The sequence below is a fragment of the Ancylothrix sp. D3o genome (genome assembly GCF_025370775.1).
Taxonomy (GTDB): domain Bacteria; phylum Cyanobacteriota; class Cyanobacteriia; order Cyanobacteriales; family Oscillatoriaceae; genus Ancylothrix.
In genome coordinates, this window is sequence record NZ_JAMXEX010000001.1 from 367,626 (window position 1) to 388,087 (window position 20,462).

15 protein-coding genes are annotated in these 20,462 nt (G+C 43.9%); 7 read left to right on the top strand and 8 right to left on the bottom strand.

Features of this window, described 5'->3' with window-relative positions; all coding sequences use genetic code 11:
• The first annotated feature begins 100 nt into the window (after positions 1-100).
• On the top strand, positions 101-877 hold the full coding sequence (locus NG798_RS01665) for an MBL fold metallo-hydrolase (RefSeq protein WP_261220056.1): 777 nt from the start codon (positions 101-103) through the stop codon (positions 875-877).
• Positions 878-931: 54 nt separating this feature from the next.
• Here the strand turns inward: NG798_RS01665 and NG798_RS01670 are convergent, their stop codons facing one another.
• The 4 genes from NG798_RS01670 to NG798_RS01685 all read right to left on the bottom strand — a co-directional run bounded on the left by NG798_RS01670 (position 932) and on the right by NG798_RS01685 (position 5,489).
• Positions 932-1,831, bottom strand: a complete 900-nt coding sequence (locus NG798_RS01670; RefSeq protein ID WP_261220057.1) for an LD-carboxypeptidase — start codon at positions 1,829-1,831, stop codon at positions 932-934.
• A 130-nt stretch (positions 1,832-1,961) separates the two neighbouring features.
• Positions 1,962-3,032 carry a glycosyltransferase family 4 protein gene (locus NG798_RS01675; RefSeq protein WP_261220058.1) on the bottom strand — a complete coding sequence of 357 codons (1,071 nt, stop codon included), beginning with the start codon at positions 3,030-3,032 and terminating at the stop codon, positions 1,962-1,964.
• 34 nt (positions 3,033-3,066) lie between these two features.
• A complete protein-coding gene (locus NG798_RS01680) occupies positions 3,067-4,200 on the bottom strand; it encodes a peptidoglycan-binding protein (protein ID WP_261220059.1) in 1,134 nt (377 codons plus the stop codon).
• 200 nt (positions 4,201-4,400) lie between these two features.
• Positions 4,401-5,489, bottom strand: coding sequence for a DMT family transporter (locus NG798_RS01685; protein ID WP_261220060.1), 1,089 nt, complete (start codon positions 5,487-5,489; stop codon positions 4,401-4,403).
• A gap of 391 nt (positions 5,490-5,880) precedes the next feature.
• On the opposite strand from NG798_RS01685, the gene sppA reads away from it, so the two are divergent.
• Entirely contained in the window at positions 5,881-6,699 is an 819-nt protein-coding gene (gene sppA, locus NG798_RS01690; RefSeq protein WP_261220061.1) for a signal peptide peptidase SppA, read from the top strand.
• A 125-nt stretch (positions 6,700-6,824) separates the two neighbouring features.
• Positions 6,825-7,205 carry a chorismate mutase gene (gene aroH, locus NG798_RS01695; protein ID WP_261220062.1) on the top strand — a complete coding sequence of 127 codons (381 nt, stop codon included), beginning with the start codon at positions 6,825-6,827 and terminating at the stop codon, positions 7,203-7,205.
• A gap of 52 nt (positions 7,206-7,257) precedes the next feature.
• Here the strand turns inward: aroH and crtR are convergent, their stop codons facing one another.
• A complete protein-coding gene (gene crtR, locus NG798_RS01700; protein WP_261220063.1) occupies positions 7,258-8,154 on the bottom strand; it encodes a beta-carotene hydroxylase in 897 nt (298 codons plus the stop codon).
• A gap of 635 nt (positions 8,155-8,789) precedes the next feature.
• Here crtR and NG798_RS01705 point away from each other — a divergent pair.
• The 3 genes from NG798_RS01705 (at position 8,790) to NG798_RS01715 (ending at position 13,354) form a co-directional block, all read left to right on the top strand.
• Entirely contained in the window at positions 8,790-11,030 is a 2,241-nt protein-coding gene (locus tag NG798_RS01705) for a GAF domain-containing sensor histidine kinase (RefSeq protein ID WP_261220064.1), read from the top strand.
• A gap of 127 nt (positions 11,031-11,157) precedes the next feature.
• Positions 11,158-12,219, top strand: coding sequence for a uroporphyrinogen decarboxylase (hemE, locus tag NG798_RS01710; RefSeq protein ID WP_261220065.1), 1,062 nt, complete (start codon positions 11,158-11,160; stop codon positions 12,217-12,219).
• Positions 12,220-12,400: 181 nt separating this feature from the next.
• Complete coding sequence (locus NG798_RS01715; protein ID WP_261220066.1) at positions 12,401-13,354, top strand: NAD(P)-dependent oxidoreductase; 954 nt, start codon at positions 12,401-12,403, stop codon at positions 13,352-13,354.
• 231 nt (positions 13,355-13,585) lie between these two features.
• On the opposite strand, the gene gap is transcribed toward NG798_RS01715, so the two are convergent.
• The 3 genes from gap to NG798_RS01730 form a co-directional block, all read right to left on the bottom strand.
• Entirely contained in the window at positions 13,586-14,608 is a 1,023-nt protein-coding gene (gene gap / locus NG798_RS01720; protein ID WP_261220067.1) for a type I glyceraldehyde-3-phosphate dehydrogenase, read from the bottom strand.
• A 434-nt stretch (positions 14,609-15,042) separates the two neighbouring features.
• On the bottom strand, positions 15,043-16,773 hold the full coding sequence (gene pckA, locus NG798_RS01725) for a phosphoenolpyruvate carboxykinase (ATP) (RefSeq protein ID WP_261220068.1): 1,731 nt from the start codon (positions 16,771-16,773) through the stop codon (positions 15,043-15,045).
• Positions 16,763-16,891, bottom strand: a complete 129-nt coding sequence (locus tag NG798_RS01730) for a hypothetical protein (protein ID WP_261220069.1) — start codon at positions 16,889-16,891, stop codon at positions 16,763-16,765. The genes pckA and NG798_RS01730 overlap by 11 nt, the downstream gene beginning before the upstream one ends.
• Positions 16,892-17,619: 728 nt before the next feature.
• On the opposite strand from NG798_RS01730, the gene NG798_RS01735 reads away from it, so the two are divergent.
• A complete protein-coding gene (locus NG798_RS01735) occupies positions 17,620-20,358 on the top strand; it encodes a bifunctional acetate--CoA ligase family protein/GNAT family N-acetyltransferase (protein ID WP_261220070.1) in 2,739 nt (912 codons plus the stop codon).
• The last annotated feature ends 104 nt before the right edge of the window (positions 20,359-20,462 follow it).

Sequence of the window (20,462 nt, forward strand, 5' to 3'; positions counted from 1 at the left end):
TATAAGAAGTCATTTTAAACTAAAAATTATTGGTCATTGGTCAATGGTCATTGGTCATTGGTTATTTGAGTGATTACATACCCTACCTGCAAAAAAACCTATGCAGCTTACTTACCTAGATAGCAATTCTTGGTTAATAGAAACAGCCGGCCAGCGAATTTTACTTGACCCTTGGTTAATTGGCCCTCTTGTTTTTGGAAATCTTCCTTGGTTATTTAAAGGCGACCGACCCCAACCACGTCAAATTCCTGCAAATATTGATTTAATTCTCCTTTCTCAAGGTCTGGAAGATCACGCACATCCTCCCACTCTCAAAGAATTACAAAAAACTATCCCGGTTGTTGGTTCCCCCGGCGCCGCTAAAGTTACCACTCAACTTGGATATAGCAAAGTTACGCCACTTTTGCACAATCAAAGTTACACCCTGGCAAATAAGGTACAAATAACCGCTTTTCCGGGGTCTCCCATTGGCCCGACTACTGTTGAAAATGCCTATCTGCTCAAGGATTTAGAAACCGGCACAAGTCTTTATTATGAACCACACGGTTATCACTCTCCTACCCTCAAAGAGTTTGCCCCCATTGATGTTGTCATTAGTCCCCTTATTGACCTGGCAATTCCCTTTCTGGGGCCGGTTATTAAAGGTTCTCAAACAGCTTTAGATTTAGCAAAAATGGTGCAGCCGCAAGTAATTTTACCTACGGCTGCGGGTGGAGATGTAATTTTTGAAGGGTTATTAATGTCGATTCTTCGTGCTGTCGGAAGTGTCGAAGAATTCCAACAATTACTCATAGCTAATAACCTTTCCACAAAAGTTATTGACCCTAAACCAGGCGAAGCTTTTACCCTAGAATTGCAACACCGCGCTTTTGTTTAAAAGAGCTTTCAATAAACCAGGTTTTTTAAACAAACCTGGTTTTTTTAAGTAAGTTTATTCAAATTTCAAAATCCCTCTATCCCCATCTAAAATTACCGGCACCCCCACCGGCAAGGCTGCATTTTCCCCCTCATGGCCAAACGGCAAACCAGACACCACCGGCACCCCCAAATCTCCCAGCCGATTTTTCAAAACTTCATCCACTGTAAAACTGGGAATTTTGGCCTCTACCTCACACCGCGAAAACCGGCCCAAAGCAATACCTTTTACCCCCGTAAACATCCCCATTAATCGCCATTGTGTCAGCATTCTATCCAGACGATAAGGCGCTTCTCCCACATCCTCAAAGGCTAAAATTACGCCGTCAAAGGAAGGCTGAACAGGTGTCCCTAACAAATGCGTCGCCACTGTCAAATTTGCCGGCAATAATAATCCAGACACGACACCACCCCCCCAGCCGGTGCCTTGTAAAGCTTCTAAACTGCGATTTTCCACCCAATCAAACAACCGCGTAATAGACCAGTCTGGCTCTGCTGCAATCGTTGTCAATAAGGGGCCATGAACACCAGAAACGCCCATAGTGCAAAGACTCCACAGCAGGCCGGTGATATCGGAAAAACCAATTAACCATTTAGCCTCAGTGGTCGGCCATGTCCAATTTTCTAACAATCTCGCACCACCATAACCACCTCTGGCGCATAAAATCCCTTTACATTCAGGATCATTCCAGGCTTGTGCTAATTGATAGCGGCGGGCTTCATCGGTGCCGGCGAGATATCCCCACCGGCTATCATAGCCTTCGCACAATTCGACTCGATAACCTCGATTTCGCCAAATTTCTACACCTTTCTCGAAGGCTTCGGTTTCTCGTAGGCATCCTGAAGGGGCAATTACTCGGAGTAAATCACCTTTTTTGAGGGGGGCCGGTTGGCAAATTTTGATCGGTTTTTGCATGGGTTTTTTTATTAACCGCAGATAGAGGTATGGCAGGCAAGATGCCTGCACCACAGATAAACGCAGATGGTTTTTTTGTTCGGGACAAAAGACAGATGAACACAGATAGAATCTAGAATTTTATCCGCGTTTATCTGCGTTTATCTGCGGTTAATATATTCTTAAACCATTGTTCCATTCTATCGCCCCAGGCCGGCAAAGAATATTCTTCTTCTGCTTGTTTCCGGCAATAATAGCGGTTAATTTTATCGAGATTATTAATAGCATCAACTAAGGCATCAACGCTATCTGGTTCAACTAAAAAGCCGGTTTCGCCATCGCGGACAATTTCGATGGGCCCGCCACGACGATAAGCAATCACCGGCACTCCACAGGCTAAAGCCTCAATAGCAACATTACCAAAAGCTTCTACCCAACGTGGTGTCATTAACATTCCTCGGCATTTTCCTAACTGGGCTTGTAGTGCAGTTGTAGATAAAAAACCGACGTATTCTATGGGTGCATCGGGATAATCTCGGAGGATTTTTTCCCAATATTCTTGATCTTGAATTTTTCCAAAAATCTTGAGGGGAATTCCTAGGATTTGTGCGGCTGCTACTGCATCTTCTAAGCCTTTTTCTGGGGCAATTCTGGCAACCCAAGCCAGTTGATTTTCTGGGGTTTCGCAATAATTATAAAGCGATAAATCTATGCCACTGCCTAATACTTTACAGTCTTTGGCAAAGGTAAAAGTTTCTGCTTGGACTTTTGTACAAACGCCAATTGTACCAGGAAACTCTTGGACTATTTCGCCCACAATGGTATCCATTGCCTGACTGAGCGAACCCATACTAATAACATGAGCAATGGGAATATTATAAAACCTAGTTAAAAAACAGGGCAACCAATCATAAGCAAAGTTAACTATTAAATCATATTCAGATTGGACTTTGCGGGCATATTCACACATATTTACCAGCACAGAATTACCTGCCATGATCACCGGCACATCACGATCTTGAGTTTGGGCCGGCACCTGCAACTCCCCCGCCACTTCTACTATGGGTAAGTTTCCCATTTGGGAATTCATTGGAGCCAAAATTGTTAACTGATGCTGGCGACGCAACATTTCCAGCGCCACATTATAAAGAGTTAACTCAACTCCACCGCCTAAACCAGTACCCAAAGGCCCGACAGAAGTAGATAAAAATAACAACCTCATTAAGCATCCACCCGCAAAACATCAAATAATAATCCTAACTTAAATTGTCGTGGGAATTGTCTCTGGAACTCCCCGAATCTGAACGTCGCTGAGGGGTATCAACTCCCGCAACAAAGCGAATATTATTTAATTGACCCAAAGCCCAGCGAGCAGTCTCCTGAACCTCTACATCCTCATCATCTACCGCCCGCCGCAAAAGCTGACTCATTTGCAAAAGCAAATCGTAAATGCGGCTTAAATCTCGAATCGCATTTTTACGAACTTCAGCATTATCATCTTCTAAAGAAAGAGCTAAAGCGCGATTCATTGGTTTAAGGGTGCGGGTGCCAATTTCTGACAAAGCAGCTAAAATCAAACTGCGCTGCTGAGAATCGGAATCTATTAATAAATTTACCAACGGCTGAATCGCTCTGGAATCACCCCGTTGTCCTAATTCCCAAATTGTTTTACGCCGTTTGAATTGGTCAAGAGTTGGCAAGTCTCTAATTAATTCTTCAACAATATCAATTTTACTGAGACGAGGCATTTCATCAAAGGCTAGAGCCTCCCCCGTCTTATTTACCAGTTGTGGAGCATCATGCTGTTCGGAGGGATTTGTACCCCATTCAGAAAACCCATTATTTTCGTAATTTTGTTGAGGTTTTGATGTCGATTCCAATTGTTTAGAAGTGTCAAATTTTTGGGTTTGGGGTACTTTAGGTTTTAATTGTCGGTCTTGCTGATCATATTCGTCTGGTTCGGTTTCTTCTCCCGAACGCATTAATAAATAAAACAAGCCTCCGACAATTGCCACTAAAGCTATACCCCCTAATCCCAGCAAAAAGAATCCTCTTTTGCCTTGCAACAATCCAGGTTTTTTTGCAGGGTTGGGTTTGGGTTGGGAAGTTTTGACAATTGATTCTTGAGACTTTTGAACGGCGGTTTGGAGGCGTTGTGTGGTAATTGCACCGGCAATACCATCGGAGGTTAAGCCTACCGACTGCTGAAATTTTGCCACCGCATCAATGGTTGTTTCTCCATAAAACCCATCTACTGTTTCGGTATAAAATCCTAATTTTTTGAGGCTTGTTTGTAATTGTTCCACAGCCGGCCCACGATCACCTGCTTGTAGGGTGGGAGGGGGTGTGGTTGGAGGGGCGTCGGTTTGAGCTAGTTGTACGGGTGTCAAAAAGCTCTCCCCCGGTTGCTGGGGGTAGGATGAGCCAGTTGCAGGAGAAGTGAACAAACCCAAGCAACTAGCGCAGGTGATAAACAACGCAGTGGAGCGGTAAAGCGCCATAGTTAAGAGCGAGGGGGTGGGAGAGTGAACCAGCGTAGTTTCTGGTGTAACTAAACTAGCTCAATCCTACCGTTATCTATCGAAACCGCTTAAATTTCTGTTTCTGTTTCGCTGAGGCGGACTTGCAGGGGTATTTTTTCTGCTGGTTTGTCTTGAACTCTTGTTAATAGCAGTTGGTTTTCTGTTGCGGCTATACCCCGTTTGACATTCAGTATTTGGGCAATGTTATCGCGCTGATTGATTAAATATATACTCAGCAAGGTCAGGCAAACTCCTGCTGTTTGTAAGGGACTGAGCATTTCTCCTAAGAATAAGTTGCCAAAGAGTAGGGCAAAGACGGGAGTTAAGAAGGTTAAGGCGCTGAGACTGGTGAGGTTACCGCTGGATGCAAAGTAAAAAAATAAACCATAGGCAATTGCACTGCCAAAGACTGTGGCGTAAGCTAATCCTAGCCAGCCGGCTAAGTCTAGGTTCTGCCATTGTTGGGTTTCGGTGACGGCGGAGAGGGCAAATAAGGGTAAGCCGCCTATGATCATGTGCCAGCCTGTGGCGACGACGGGATCTGCATATTGGCTGACTTTGCGTATGGTGACGGTGCCGAGGGCCATTGATAGGGCTGCTAGTAGCATTAACCATTCGCCGCTTTGGAATAGGGAGGTGGCTAGGTTTTGCCCTGGTTCAAAATTTTGGCTAATTGCAGAAAAGTGTCCTTGTAGTATTTCGAGTATCCATTGATCGGGTAAGCCTATGCAGCTAATGCCTAAAACGCCGATTAATAGCCCTAACCATCCCCATATTCCTATTTGTTCGGCAAATAAAAATCTGCATAATATGGCGACGGCTAAGGGTTGGGAGTCTATCATTACTGAGCCGAGTCCGGCGCCGGTTCTGACTAAGCCTTGGGCTAAAAAGCCTTGAAACATGGCTGCATCTACTACGGCAAATAGGCTGATCCATAACCAGGCTTTCCAGCCTTTGGGTTGGGATCTACCGGCTAAATGGGCTGCTGCTAAGACTAGCAGGCCGGCTGGAACTAGGCGCACACCGGCTACAAAAAATGCTGTTGTGTTGGGGATGGCGCTTTTCATGGCTACCATTGCTGTCCCCCAGAGGAAAAATGGTGCGATTAATAGCAGTGTGTAATAGGGGATTTTTGAAGTGTTGACTGATGATTGCATGGAGTTTTTTTGATTGATGTTTTTTTTGGTTTCTTTGGCCTGCGCGATTTCTGGGGCCGGTGTTGCATGGCCCAGCCTCTTCAATTTTAGCGAATTATGTAATTTTGTTAAGAAATCTGAGTGTATTGCGTCTACAGTTCTTAACAAACTCTCAAGAATTGAGGGCAACAGAAGCGGTGATCCGCACTCTCCAAAGTTTCGGGCATCGGGCAAACTAGAATAGATGGCAGAAGATTATTGTCACGCCTTCTTGTCTGGCTTCAGAAAGTGGGCTTGTCAAAATTATCCTTAATGTTAGGCTGGGTGTGAAATTTTTTCACGCTGGGATGCGGGATATCATCTGTACAAAAAACCAAACTATTGTTTAGACCCCAAGGGGATTTTTAATTGCATGATTTGGCCGTTTAAACCGAGTTTTCGTAAACAAATTGCTCGCATTGAAGTTACGGGTGCAATTGCCGGTGCAACTCGTAAACAAGTTTTAGAAGCGCTAAAAACTATTGAGGAAAAGAAGTTTCCTGCTCTGCTTTTACGCATTGACAGTCCGGGCGGGACAGTGGGGGATTCTCAAGAAATTTATAGTGCTTTAAAAAAGTTAGGCGAAAAAGTTAAAATTGTTGCCAGTTTTGGCAATATTTCGGCTTCTGGTGGGGTGTATATCGCTATGGGTGCTCATCATATTGTGGCGAACCCAGGCACGATTACCGGCAGCATTGGGGTGATTCTTCGCGGCAATAATATTGAGCGGTTGCTGGAAAAAATTGGCGTTTCTTTTAAGGTGATTAAATCGGGGCCGTATAAAGATATTTTGTCTTTTGACCGCGAATTAACTGAGGCCGAAAAAGAAATTTTGCAGCAGCTTATTGATACGAGTTACGGCCAGTTTGTGCAAACGGTGGCTGAGGCGAGAAAGTTGGCGGTTGAAACGGTAAAAAGTTTTGCGGATGGTCGCATTTTTACTGGGGAACAAGCTTTAAACTTGGGGGTGATTGACCGGCTGGGTACGGAAGAAGACGCTCGCCGCTGGGCTGCGGAACTGGTGGGGTTAGATCCTGAAAAAACCCGCTGTTATACTTTTGAAGAACGCAAACCACCGCTGAGTCGGATTTTGGGAAGTTCGCAAGCGAGTTCTAAATTCTCTGCCGGTGTGGGTTGGTTAGACTTTGAATTGTCTACCAGCGGTCAACCTTTGTGGATGTACCGGCCTTAAGTAAGGCGCTAGGTGCAATTTTAGGTTTTAAAGTGTGTTTTAATGCCTAAAATTGTGCCTGGGCAATCAAGTCAAATGTCTAAAATCTAAATTCTAAATTTTGTAATCCCAGGAGGTTTTTTGGCGTGGAGTGGAAAGTAAGGGCAATTCGTGGCGCTACAACTGTTTCAGAAAATACGGTTGAAGCAATTCAAGAGGCGGTAACTGAACTGTTGGATGAGTTAGAGTCACGCAATGATTTAGATCCTGAAAATATTATTAGCGTCACTTTTTCTGTAACGCGCGATATTGATGTTATCTTTCCTGCTGCTATTGCCAGAAGTCGTCCTGGGTGGGATAATGTGGCTCTTTTGGATGTTCAGCAAATGCACGTTGAGGGCAGTTTGCCTCGCTGTATTCGCTTTTTAATTCATGTTAATTTGCCGGTTCTTCAAGACCGCATTTATCACCCCTATTTACGCCTCGCTCAAAATCTTCGTCCTGATCGGAGTTTAAGTTTAAGTTAGTGATTTGTCAGTAGAGACGTTTTGGCAGAACGTCTCTACTGACAAATGACGATTAGAGTTGTTTGGTGGCTTCGCTGTGGTGATGAAAGCGAATGCCTATAAAGATGTCGTAAACAAAACTCCAAAAGCTTTTTCCTTGTAATAATCCCAGGGTTTGTTCGCAACCTTTGGCATCTAATAAGGGTTTGGTTGCTTCGTAGGCGGGTTTGTAGTAGTACCAAGGAATTGCAGGCCACAAATGATGTATGAGATGGTAGTTTTGTCCCATAATTAAGATGTTTAAAATGGCGTTTGGGTAAACTCTGGCATTTTTCCAGCGGTCTTGTTCTACAAAGGGCCGGTGAGGTAAATAATCAAAAAATAATCCCAAGGCTATACCGACAACTAAGGCCGGTAAAAACCAAAAGTTGAGGATGTAACCCAAATGATCATGCTGGCAAGCAATATAGACGATACTGCCCACAAAAAGCCGGCTTAAAAACCATTCCAGCAATTCCCATTTTTTCCACAAACGTCTTTTGAAAAAGAAGACTTCGTGGTAAAAAAATCTGGCTGCAATTAAAAACAGGGGCCCGCCGGTGGAAACAAAGTGATCCGGGTCGTTTTTGGGGTCGTTAACGTGGGCGTGGTGTTGCAAATGCACGCGGGTAAATACCGGAAAGGCAAACCCTAGCATTAAAGCACTGCCGTGCCCTAACAGCGCGTTGACAATTCGGTTGCGATGGGCAACATTGTGAGAGGCATCGTGAATGACTGTGCCTACTAAATGTAGGGCAAGCACGTTTGTGCAAAAGCAACACCAGTCTACCCAGTGAAAAAACCAGTACCCTATGTGAGAACTGGCGAACATGGCGACTGCACCTAAAAACATAATTAAAGTCGGGTTTACGTCCCCTGGAGGCCCGACAAATTGTTTAGGAACTGTCAGCGGCTGCGTTGCCTCCGACATTGTTGTATTTACTCCTTATTGTTAATAACTGTGGGGCATTGTAAGCTATTTTTGAAAAAAAATAAAGTTTTATGACAAAATTTCATCCCTTAGTTGGTAATATCTAAGAATCTTTAAACTATAGGCCAAACGCAAAAAATCGTTTTTTTGGCCCCGCGTTAACTTTAGTTAGATACTCTCCAAGTTTTTTTAAGCACATTATACTAATTTTTGTTTTTTTTATATGTTTGCTCCTTCTGTGCCGATCTCCTAATCTCTGGAAAAAAGTCCCTAATAAACATCCACCTTATATTTTCTGGCGGTGCTATTATCGAGCCTGCGTTGGAATATATAGCCGGTGAATGCCTATTTTAATTCAGCGGTCAAGTTCGCTGCGAACATTTTTAGCGTTCCTGAATCTTGTATAAAGTCCATAGGGCCAATACTCTATTTTTTCTTGAACAAGTCCCAGCAGCGCTGATGCCAGACTATCCCCTCGATAAGCGGGTCAGGTGGTGAATTTTGATTGCCATCAATAAATAAGCCGGCAACTCAAACTATAAAATGTTAATGAGACAGGGTGGAATGCGATAGCCATCAGCAAGGATGCCGAGTTTTTTGCGAGCAACAGCGATTTATTTAAGTGAAATTATGTCATGGAACTAACAACCTCTTGGTTACACCGGTTATCTTCAATCTTTGCGATTTCTCCTCAAACTCAACTAATGAATCAACTCAGCCACCCCGACAAACAAAGCGCCTTGTTGCGAAAAATTATTGATCGTATTCGTAACTCGCTAGAGTTAAAAGTTGTGCTGCAAACTGCCGTTGATGAAGTAGCTAGTTTGCTGAATTTAGATCGATGTAGTTTTTTGTGGTACTACAGCGATACTCAACGAGTGCAAGTTGTTTGCGAGTGTATTTGCGGGGAAGGTTCTCCCTCATCTGTGGGGTATCACCCCCTCGAAAGTTTTGGCAACAACGGCACCGCTATTGCTCAAGGTTCTTTAATTGTAAATTATGGTCAACAGGTTAATTCCGCCGGCCTTCTTTCGGTGACTCGTTTGCTTTCTGGGATGGCAAAATATTCTCAATTTACCAGAACTCACCAAGCTGAAAATAAAAGTGTTTTAGGTTCAGTTTCTAACTTATTAATTCCCGTCAAAAGTAAATCAGGTTGGATAGGATTTATTGCCTGTTTGTGCGATCATCCCCGTCGCTGGAAAAGTGGAGAAATAGAATTTTTGGAATCCCTCGCTCAACAGTTAGAAATTGCCATCCGTCAAGCTCAACTTTATGAGCAAACTCAAAAACAAGCCCAACGCGAACAATTAGTTAATCAAATCACTAGCCAAACTCGTCAAAGTTTAAATTTAGAGACGATTCTTAGCTCGGCAATTGCTCAATTAATGGAAGCATTAAAAGCAGACAGATGTTTAGTTCATTTGGTAGAACATGATGAAATAGAAGACGGCAAAAGCGGTTATATTTTATCAGAAGAAGAACTCGAAGAAGCAGCTAAATTAGTTGGTTTCCGTCGCCGGCATTTGTTTGAAGTTTGCCGAGATCCTTTTCCCCCATCTGTAGAGTATTTTGACACACACGGGCCGATAACTAACTGGGTGATTCAACACCGGCAACAGGTTGTAATTTCTGATGTCACTCAAGATCCGCGTATTGATAGCAACAATTCTGAATACGAACAAGCTCAAATTAAATCCTCGTTGGTGGTGCCGGTGCAGGCAAATAATCAACTTCATGCTATTCTTTACCTAAATCAATGTTCTCATACTCGTTATTGGTCAAAAAATGACCTCGAACTTTCTCAAGCCGTCGCCGATCAATTAGCGATTTCTATTCATCAAGCTTATCTTTATGCTAGGGCAAAAGCCGCCGCTGCCACCGCCACCGCTCAAGCGCAACAATTGGCTCAACTTTTAGAAGACTTACAGCAAAGTCAAGCCCAATTAATTCAAACAGAAAAAATGTCTAGTTTGGGGCAATTGGTGGCCGGTGTTGCCCACGAAATTAATAACCCCGTCAATTTTATTTATGGCAATCTCAAATACGCTAACAACTATATTGAAGAGTTGTTAGACTTGGTGGGACTCTACCAAAAATATTATCCAGAACCGCCCCCAGAAATTCAAGAACACAGCGAAACTATCGATTTGGAGTTTTTGCGGGATGATTTGGTTAAATTGCTGGCATCGATGAAAATTGGCGCTGATAGAATTCGCCAAATTGTCTTATCTTTACGGAATTTTTCTCGCGTTGATCAAGCAGAAATGAAGCTGGTTGATTTGCATGAAGGCATCGATAATACTTTGCTGATTTTGCAAAATCGTCTCAAATGCAACGGCACATTACGCGCGATAGAAGTTGTCAAAGACTACGGTAAATTACCGCCAGTTGAGTGCTACGCCGGCAGTTTGAATCAAGTATTTATGAATATTATTACCAACGCCATTGACGCTTTAGAACCTCTCAGAAACGGTGAGAAGCCCAAAGGGAAAGAATGCCAAAACGATGCCTGTACAGAAGAAGTTAAGCCCACAATTTCTATTTGTACCGAAATAGATAATAGCCATGTTAGAATCCGAATTGCTGATAATGGCCCCGGCATTAGTGAAGCAGCAAAAGGCAAATTATTTGATCCGTTTTTTACAACAAAGCCGGTGGGAAAAGGCACCGGCCTGGGTTTATCGATCAGCTATAGAATTATTGTCGAAAAACACAAAGGAAACCTTTCTTGTATTTCCGAACTCGGCAAAGGCACAGAATTTCAGATCGAAATTCCCCGATCTCCTGCCATTAGCAAAAATGAAGAGGCCGGTCAGAAAAAGGAGGTTTTGGCAGCCACAATGGCTTCTGCATCCCCACCAGACAGCAAGTAAAATTTTCAGCCTTTCCTCAACTTTGCCTGAACTCAGCAAATATGAACAATTGTAAACCTGCCAACTCGCAATAGCTACAATGGTAAGCTTACTATGGCATTTAAGATACAAATAAGGTGAAGTCTAAATGACTGGGTTAACCCAGCTACCCTATTTACTAAGGGCAGCGCGAGGCGAAGTGCTTGACCGGCCCCCCGTGTGGATGATGCGGCAAGCCGGCCGGTACATGAAAGAGTACCGCGACTTACGGCAAAAATATCCCTCGTTCCGCGAACGTTCCGAAAACGTCGATCTCGCCCTTGAAATCTCCCTCCAACCGTTTCGGGCCTTCCAGCCAGACGGCGTAATTCTATTTTCCGACATTCTTACCCCCCTGCCGGGGCTGGGCATTCCTTTTGATATCATCGAAAGCAAAGGGCCAATCATCGACCCGCCCATCCGCACCGCAGAACAAGTTAAAAATCTCCTTCCCTTCAACCCCGCTGAATGTGTGCCTTTTGTGGGAGAAATCTTGCAAACTTTACGCAAAGAAGTAGGCAATAAAGCGACGGTATTAGGCTTTGTGGGAGCACCTTGGACGCTCGCCGCCTACGCCATTGAAGGAAAATCTTCCAAAGACTACACGATCATTAAAAGCATGGCCTTCTCGGAACCGGCCATCTTACATGAATTGTTAGGCAAAATTGCCGATGCAATCGCTGTGTATGTCCGCTATCAAATCGACGCCGGTGCCCAAGTGGTGCAAATGTTCGATTCTTGGGCCGGCCATCTTTCGCCCCAAGACTACGATATCTTTGCCTTGCCTTACCAGCAGCGTGTTGTCCAACAAGTCAAAGCCACCCACCCCGACACCCCAATGATTTTGTATATCAATGGCAGTGCCGGTTTGCTAGAACGCATGGCCCAGTCTGGTGTCGATATCGTCAGCCTTGACTGGACAGTGGACATGGCAGAAGCGCGTAAACGTCTCGGCCCAAATGTCGGGGTACAAGGAAACATCGATCCCTGCGCCTTATTTGGTTCCAAAGACTTTATCCGCCAGCGTATCCTCGACACCATCCGCAAAGCCGGCAACCGAGGCCATATTCTGAATTTGGGTCATGGTATTATCGCCAACACCCCAGAAGAAAACGCCGCTTACTTCTTTGAAACTGCCAAACAAGCAGATCAATTGATGGCCCGCGCCTAACCACTCAGGTGTCAGCCGGCAGTTTTTGTAGGTTGGGTTGAAAAACCCAACCTATAACTTTTTTTGTGCCAGAAACTTCTAAAATTATTCCTAGTTCTTATTAAAGTGTTCCTTAGCGAATCACAACACCCAAATTAAGGGCGGGTAAGGCATCAAAGACGCTATCCCCGAATTACCAACTATGAAAAAAATTCTCATCACCGGCGCGAGTGGATGTATTGGTCATTACATCAGCGAAACCTTAATACAGCAAACCAACCACGAATTATATCTGTTTGTCCGCACACCCGAAAAACTGAAAATTGATTGCACAGTTCGCCCTGGTGTTCATATCATCCAAGGCGATATGGTGGAAATTGAAAAGTATGGCGCATTAATCAAAAACATTGATGTGGCAGTGTTGACAGCGACCGCTTGGGGAGGGATCAAAGCAGTTTGTGATGTAAACGTCAATAAAACAATTCAACTAATGAAAATGCTAGAAGCGGGGAAATGTGAACACATTATTTATTTTTCTACCGCCAGCATTTTAGGCCGCAATAACGAATTATTACCCCAAGCCGGCCAACTGGGTACAGACTATATAAGCTCAAAATATGAATGTTACGGGCAATTTTCCCGCTTACCCCTAGCCAAAATGGTAACAACTCTCTATCCTACTTTAGTCTTAGGAGGAGATGAAAATAAACCGTTTTCTCACCTTACCTCTGGGTTGCCACAAGTGGTTAAATGGATTGATTTAATCCGCTTTTTAAAAGCTGATGGCAGTTTCCATTTTATTCACGGCAAAGATATCGCCGCTGTAGTAAATCACCTGATTGATAATCCTCCAGGCGAAGGAGAAAACCGAAGTTTAGTATTAGGAACTGAACCGGTGACAGTCAATCAAGCCGTAGAAACTGCCTGCGAATATTTAGGAAAAGAAATTAAATTTCGCGTTGATTTAAGTCCGACTTTAGCTAATGTGATTATTAAGGTTTTTCGCATTCAAATGGCTGCTTGGGATCGCTTTTGTTTGGAATACCGGCATTTTACTTATCAAAATCCTGTTAATCCTGGGACTTTTGGGCTGCCGGTTTATTGCAAAAGTTTTACTGATTTATTGAAAGTAAGTGGTGTTCCTCAAAAAAGTTAATGGCTTGCCGGTGGGGGCAATTTTTCTGTGGTTGTTTGGGATTATGAGATAAGAGTTTTTTAACCGCCGATGAATTGCAGGCAAGATGCCTGCCCCACAGATGGGTTATTTGTTGGTGTTTGGGGTTAGGGGCGCTTTTTTAGGCGGGTTTGCTATTAGAAAAACCCGGTTTGTTTGAGAAACCGGGTTTTTAAAAACTTGTGTTTACGGGATAAGTTGGGATTGGGAAAATTAATCTTTTGCTGCCATTGACAAAATTAAATCAATCATCCGGCAAGAATAACCCCACTCATTGTCGTACCAAGAAACGACTTTAAAAAAGTTGGAATTTAACTCAATACCCGCCCCGGCATCAAATATGCTGGAATGAGAATCGCCGGTAAAATCAGAAGAAACTACATCATCTTCTGTATATCCTAAAATTCCCTTGAGAGGGCCTTCTGATGCGGCTTTCATCGCCTCACAAATTTCTTTGTAGCTGGTAGCTTTTTCGGTACGGAATGTTAAATCAACTACCGAAACATCAGGCGTAGGAACACGAAATGCCATGCCGGTTAATTTACCCTTTAACTCTGGTAAAACCAAAGTCACAGCTTTGGCGGCGCCGGTGGAAGCAGGAATAATATTTTGACCGGCCCCACGACCTCCCCGGAAATCTTTTTTACTTGGCCCGTCTACGGTTGGTTGAGTTGCAGTCATAGCGTGAACCGTCGTCATCAAACCTTCACTCAAGCCAAAATTATCTTGAATCACCTTAGCAACCGGCGCCAGACAATTGGTTGTACAACTAGCATTAGAAACCACAGTATGCTTACTAGCATCATACTTATCCTCATTCACACCCACCAACAAAGTCGGTACTTTTTCCGGGTCTTTTTCCTTAGTTGGTGCCGAAATAATCACCCGTTTTGCCCCAGCTTTCAGGTGTTTAGAAGCGCCTTCATAATCCGTAAACAAGCCGGTGGATTCCACAATATAATCCGCACCTAACTTACCCCAGGGCAACTCTTCAGGATTTTTGATTGAAACACAAGGAATATACTTCCCATCAACAATAATCCCATCCTTAGCCACTTCCACCGAACCCTTATAACGGCCATGCGTGGAATCATATTTCAGCAAATAAGCAAGACTCTCAGGCGGAACCAAATCATTAATACCAACAAACTCAATTTCAGGATGACCCAAACCGGCCCGAAAAACCAACCGACCAATCCGACCAAAACCATTAATTCCGACTTTAACAGGTGCCATGCAAAAAATCTCCTTGTGGTATAGCTTTCTACAAAATCTGTAATGGAAGCGGATGCGAATCCTTCAAAATACTTGTGGTGGTTAGATTAAAATCAACTCAGCTTTAATTCGCCCCACACATCCAGATATCAACTTAGCGAAAAAAACATTAACCTGCATCGCCGCAAAAAACCATCTGTGGGGCAGGCATCTTGCCTGCCTTACATCTGCGGTTAAAAAAATCTAACCAAAGACAACTAGACAGGCAAAAACCTCTTCCAAAAATAATACTCCCTGTTTTTTCCCCAAAAAAAAGCCCCCGCACCGCATAACCCATACAGTGCAAGGGTTTTACCAAGCAAGAAGAGAACTTTCAAACTTAAGAAAACTTTTAGATACTTTAGAGATTGGCCGGATATGGCATCAAAAATGCTACCTCAAAAATCCATCTTTAATCACACCGGCATCAACACACACCCCACACCAGACTCCGGCGCCGCCGCCGTTATAGAAGCCGGTGCCTTCGTGTACTGCTGAAAATTAGTTGCAAACCGGCAAGCAAGGTCTAAAGCAGCACGGTGATAAGCCTCCTTATCACCCCAGGTACTTTGGGCATCTAAAATTGCACTATCCACACCAGGTACATAACTAGGCACCAACACCTTAAATATCGGATGGGGATAGAATTTCACATCATCCAACCACCCATTTAGCGCCGCCGAAACCATCGCGCGAGTATCCTTAATTGCAATGCGATGTCCCACCCCATACGGGCCACCAGACCAGCCGGTGTTAATTAAATAAACCGTTGCGCCTAGTTGTTCGAGACGTTCCCCAAGCATTTTGGCATACACCGTCGCCGACAAAGGCAAAAACGGCTTACCAAAACAAGCAGAAAAAGTAGCTTGTGGTTCCGTGATCCCGCGTTCGGTACCGGCCACCTTACTTGTGTATCCTGACATAAAGTGATACATCGCTTGCTCGGTCGTGAGTTTAGAAATCGGTGGCAATACCCCAAACGCATCTGCCGTTAAAAATATCACCGTTTTAGGATGACTCCCCATGCTAGGAATTACCGCACCAGGGATATAGTCAAGCGGATAAGCAGCGCGAGTATTTTCAGTTAAAATACCGTCGTTGTAGTCAGGAATGCGCGTTTGGGAGTCTAAAATCACATTTTCCATCAAAGCACCAAAACGCAACGCATCCCAGATTTGCGGTTCATTTTCTTTAGAAAGTTTAATGGTTTTTGCGTAGCAGCCGCCCTCAAAGTTAAAAATGCCTTCTCTACTCCATCCGTGCTCGTCATCGCCAATTAACCGGCGTTCGGGGTCAGCAGAAAGGGTAGTTTTGCCGGTGCCAGAAAGCCCAAAAAATAAAGCCGTGTTGCCGTTTGCGTCCATATTTGCCGAACAGTGCATAGGCAAAACGTTTTCTTTTGTCATAAAGTAATTCATTAAGTAAAACACCGATTTTTTAATTTCACCGGCATACTTAGAACCGCCAATAATGACAAGTCGTTTGCCAAAATTAATAACGATAAAAGCTTCGGAATTAATGCCATCATCTTCGGGATCGCCGTGTAATCCTGGCACGGAAATTACCGTAAAATCTGGATAATGGTTTTGCAGTTCTTCTGGGGTGGGGCGAATAAACATTTGCTGGGCAAATAAACTTTGGGCCGGCAGTTCTGTTACTACGCGCACGGCTTTTTGATAACCCGTATCAGCGCCAACAAAGCCATCAAATATGTAGAGATCACGGCCTTGAACATACGAAAGAACACGGCGGTAGAGACGTTTAAAGTTTTCTTCGGAAATGGGAACATTAAGTTTATTCCAGTCGATATCCTGGCGGCTGCTGGGTTCATCGACAACAAATTTATCATTAGGAGAGCGTCCGGTATATTTGCCGGTATTTACACATAAGGTACCATTGGAAGCTAAGACACCTTCGCCGCGAGCAAGGGTATGTTCTATTAATTTGGGAATGGGCAAATTTTGATAAACATGAGCGAGGTTTTTCATCCCCAGCATTTCCAGCCCGCAAAAAAGTTTGTTTTGGTTATTGAAACATACCGCCCGATGGGTATGAGTCAAATTTTCATTATTAGCTAAACCGTGATTGATCCGCTTATCAACAAACACATCTTGATATTTATGGTGGAAATTAATGTTATTTTCCATGTCCGTATCCTTCCCTTACATTCGTTTGGGTTTTTCCCGTATTTCTACGGGGAGTTTGAGATAAATTTTCATTAGTTACGGCTAATTTTTCCGCAAATATGCGTAAATTACGCGACATCTGCTTTGCCCAACTTAGGCGAGATTTGTTTAGGGGATAAAATTTGTAGATGCCGGTCAACCGGCAGTCAAGATTTTTTATGTCTGACTTTCTTGGTTTTCGCCTAAGTTACGGAAATCACAGTGGGGATCAACGCTTTCTATTTTTAAATAAAGAATAAACCTAAAACCCGATTTTTCTGTTTAACAGCGTGATCCACGCCTTTCAGGGTATAGCTTGAGAAAAATTTTCCCTTCCTTTTGAGAATTTACTCCTCTTATTTCTAAGCATATTGTAACTTAAGCTACCAGTCAAGTGTGGAGCCGGTGAAAAATGTTCACGGTTAGGAAGATAACCTAAAAATCTGTTAACAATTTCCTAGGTATTTATTACCTAAAATTCCTAAAACAAGCTATGTAAGGGCGGGTTAACCTAGAGATTGGCCTTGATCAAACAACCGGGTTAAACCAGTCCTTAGAGAAGGAACAGAAAAAACGACAAATTGTAGAGAGCAGTCGGTATGCAGTCAAAAAAAGGCTACAAACAGGGAAAATATCCAGTAAACTCAAAAGAGAAAAGGCTAAAAGAAGAGAATGTTCGGCAAATATTACCATTGTGTTAAAAAAAACATCCTTCTGGAAAACAAAACGTTAGCCTAGACATAGGGAGACAAAAACCAGCCAAAAAAGCCGGCCAAACAGTAGGAAACCGTAGATGGTGGCCCTACGGTCGGATAATAGGAGAGACTAATGCAAACGATCCAACGAACGACCAATCTTTCCCAAGACTTATTAAGCTACGAACGCCAGCCCCTCGATGCCATTTTTGCACCCAAAACCGTCGCCGTGATTGGTGCAACCGAAAAAGCAGGCAGCGTAGGCCGCACAATATTATGGAATTTAATTAGTAGCCCGTTTGGGGGTACAGTTTTTCCGGTGAACCCAAAACGCCACAGTGTTCTCGGTATCAAAGCTTATCCGTCCATTTCTGTAGTACCCGAAAAAGTCGATTTGGCAGTGATCGTCACCCCGGCACAAACTGTCCCCGCTGTGATTTCTGAGTGCGTCGAAAGTGGTGTCAAAGGTGCGATTATCATTTCTGCCGGCTTCAAAGAAATTGGCCCCGAAGGTGTAGAATTAGAACGCCAAATCCTCGAAGAAGCCCACCGAGGCCACTTGAGAATTATCGGCCCCAACTGTTTAGGGGTGATGAGTCCGCTCACCGGCCTAAATGCGACGTTCGCAAGTGTGATGGCAAGACCGGGTAATGTCGGATTTATCAGTCAAAGTGGGGCGTTGTGTACAGCAATTCTTGACTGGAGTTTCCGCGAAAATGTCGGCTTCAGTGCCTTTGTGTCTATCGGTTCGATGTTAGATGTAGACTGGGGCGATTTAATTTATTATCTTGGCGACGATACCCGCACAAAAAGTATCGTCATTTATATGGAGTCTATCGGGGATGCTCGGTCTTTTCTTTCGGCAGCGCGAGAAGTAGCATTGAGTAAACCGATTATTGTCATTAAATCCGGTCGAACTGCCGCCGCCGCACAAGCAGCCGCCTCTCACACCGGCGCCCTGGCAGGAAGTGATGAAGTATTAGATGCTGCTTTCCGTCGCTCTGGGGTGTTGCGAGTTAATACGATTGATGATTTGTTTAATATGGCGGAAGTTTTGGCAAAACAACCGCGTCCGAAAAATAAACGTTTAACGATTTTAACAAATGCTGGTGGCCCCGGAGTTTTAACCACTGATGCGTTGATTTCTGAAGGTGGAGAGTTGGCACAACTTGCCCCAGAAACCATTGCAGAACTTGATAAAATTTTGCCTCCTCATTGGAGTCATGGTAACCCGATTGATATTTTGGGAGATGCTGATCCCGAACGTTATGCAAAAGCGATTGCAATTGCGGCAAAAGACCCCAATAGTGATGGTTTGTTGGCAATTTTAACACCGCAAGCTATGAGTGACCCAACTCAAACAGCGGAACAATTAAAAAATGTTACTTCGCATTTACAAGGCAAACCGTTGTTAGCAAGTTGGATGGGTGGTGCAGAAGTTGCTGCCGGTGAAGCAATTTTAAATCGGGCGAATATTTACACTTTTCCTTATCCCGATACCGCAGCCCACGTTTTTAATTATATGTGGCGTTACACTTACAATTTGCGGGGGTTGTATGAGACGCCAAGTTTGCCAAAAGATGATGGTGATACGCCCATTGACCGGCCCACAGCACAGCGAATTATTCAACAAGCCAGGGCTGCCGGTCGTACCATTTTAACTGAGTATGAATCGAAAAATTTACTGGCTGCTTATGGCATTCCAACGGTTGATACTCGCGTGGCTAGAACCGAAGATGAGGCTGTAAAACTGGCGGAACAAATTGGTTATCCGGTGGTTTTAAAGTTGTTTTCTGAAACCATCACTCACAAAACTGATGTGGGTGGGGTACGGTTGTTGTTAAAGGATGCGGAAACGGTACGCGGTGCTTATGGTGGAATTAAGTCTTCGGTGACGGAAAAAGTCGGGGCTGAACATTTCCAAGGTGTGACGGTACAGCCAATGTTGAAAGTAGAGGGTTATGAGATTATCATTGGCAGTAGTTTGGATGCACAATTTGGGCCGGTTTTGTTGTTTGGCACCGGCGGACAATTGGTGGAAGTTTTTAAAGATCGGGCTTTAGCTTTGCCGCCTTTAAATACAACTTTGGCGCGAAGAATGATGGAACAAACTAAGATTTTTACAGCGCTGAAAGGAGTACGGGGGCGGCAGCCGGTTGATTTGGAAAAGTTAGAGCAATTAATGGTACGTTTTAGTCAGTTGGTGGTAGAGCAGCGCTGGATTAAGGAAATTGATATTAATCCTTTGTTGGCTTCTGCGGAACAGTTAATTGCTTTGGATGCACGGGTGGTTTTGCATGATCCTGAAACACCGGAGGAAAAGTTGCCGGTGCCGGCTATTCGTCCTTATCCTATTCAATATGTTGCGCCTTGGCAAACAAAGGATGGAATGGAGGTGATGATTCGGCCTATTCGTCCTGAAGATGAGCCTTTGGTGGTAAAATTTCACGAAAGTTTGAGTGACCGCAGTGTTTATTTTCGGTATTTTAATTTGCTGAAGTTAAGCCGGCGTGTTTCTCACGAACGTTTGACGCGAATTTGTTTTATTGATTACAATCAGGAGATGGCTTTGGTGGTGGAATACCGCGATCCTGCAACACATGAAAGGCATTTGTTGGGGTTTGGCCGGTTGACAAAAGTACACGGCAAAAATGACGGCGAATTTGGGCTTTTGGTTACAGATCAATACCAACATCGCGGTTTAGGAACCGAGTTGTTAAACCGGCTTCTTCAAGTTGCCAAGGATGAAAATTTATCTCGTTTAGTTGCTGATATTTTGCCGGAAAATGTCGAAATGCAGCGTGTTTGTGAAAAGCTTGGTTTCCGCTTACATCGCAATTTTGATCTGGTGACAGCGGAAATTGATTTGTAGGGAAAGCCTTTCTAAAGTTGCCGGTTAATGTTATCGGTTAATGCCAATAGCCGGTAGAAGCCACTGGTACAAGCCACCGGTTAAAACCGGTGGCTACAGGAATA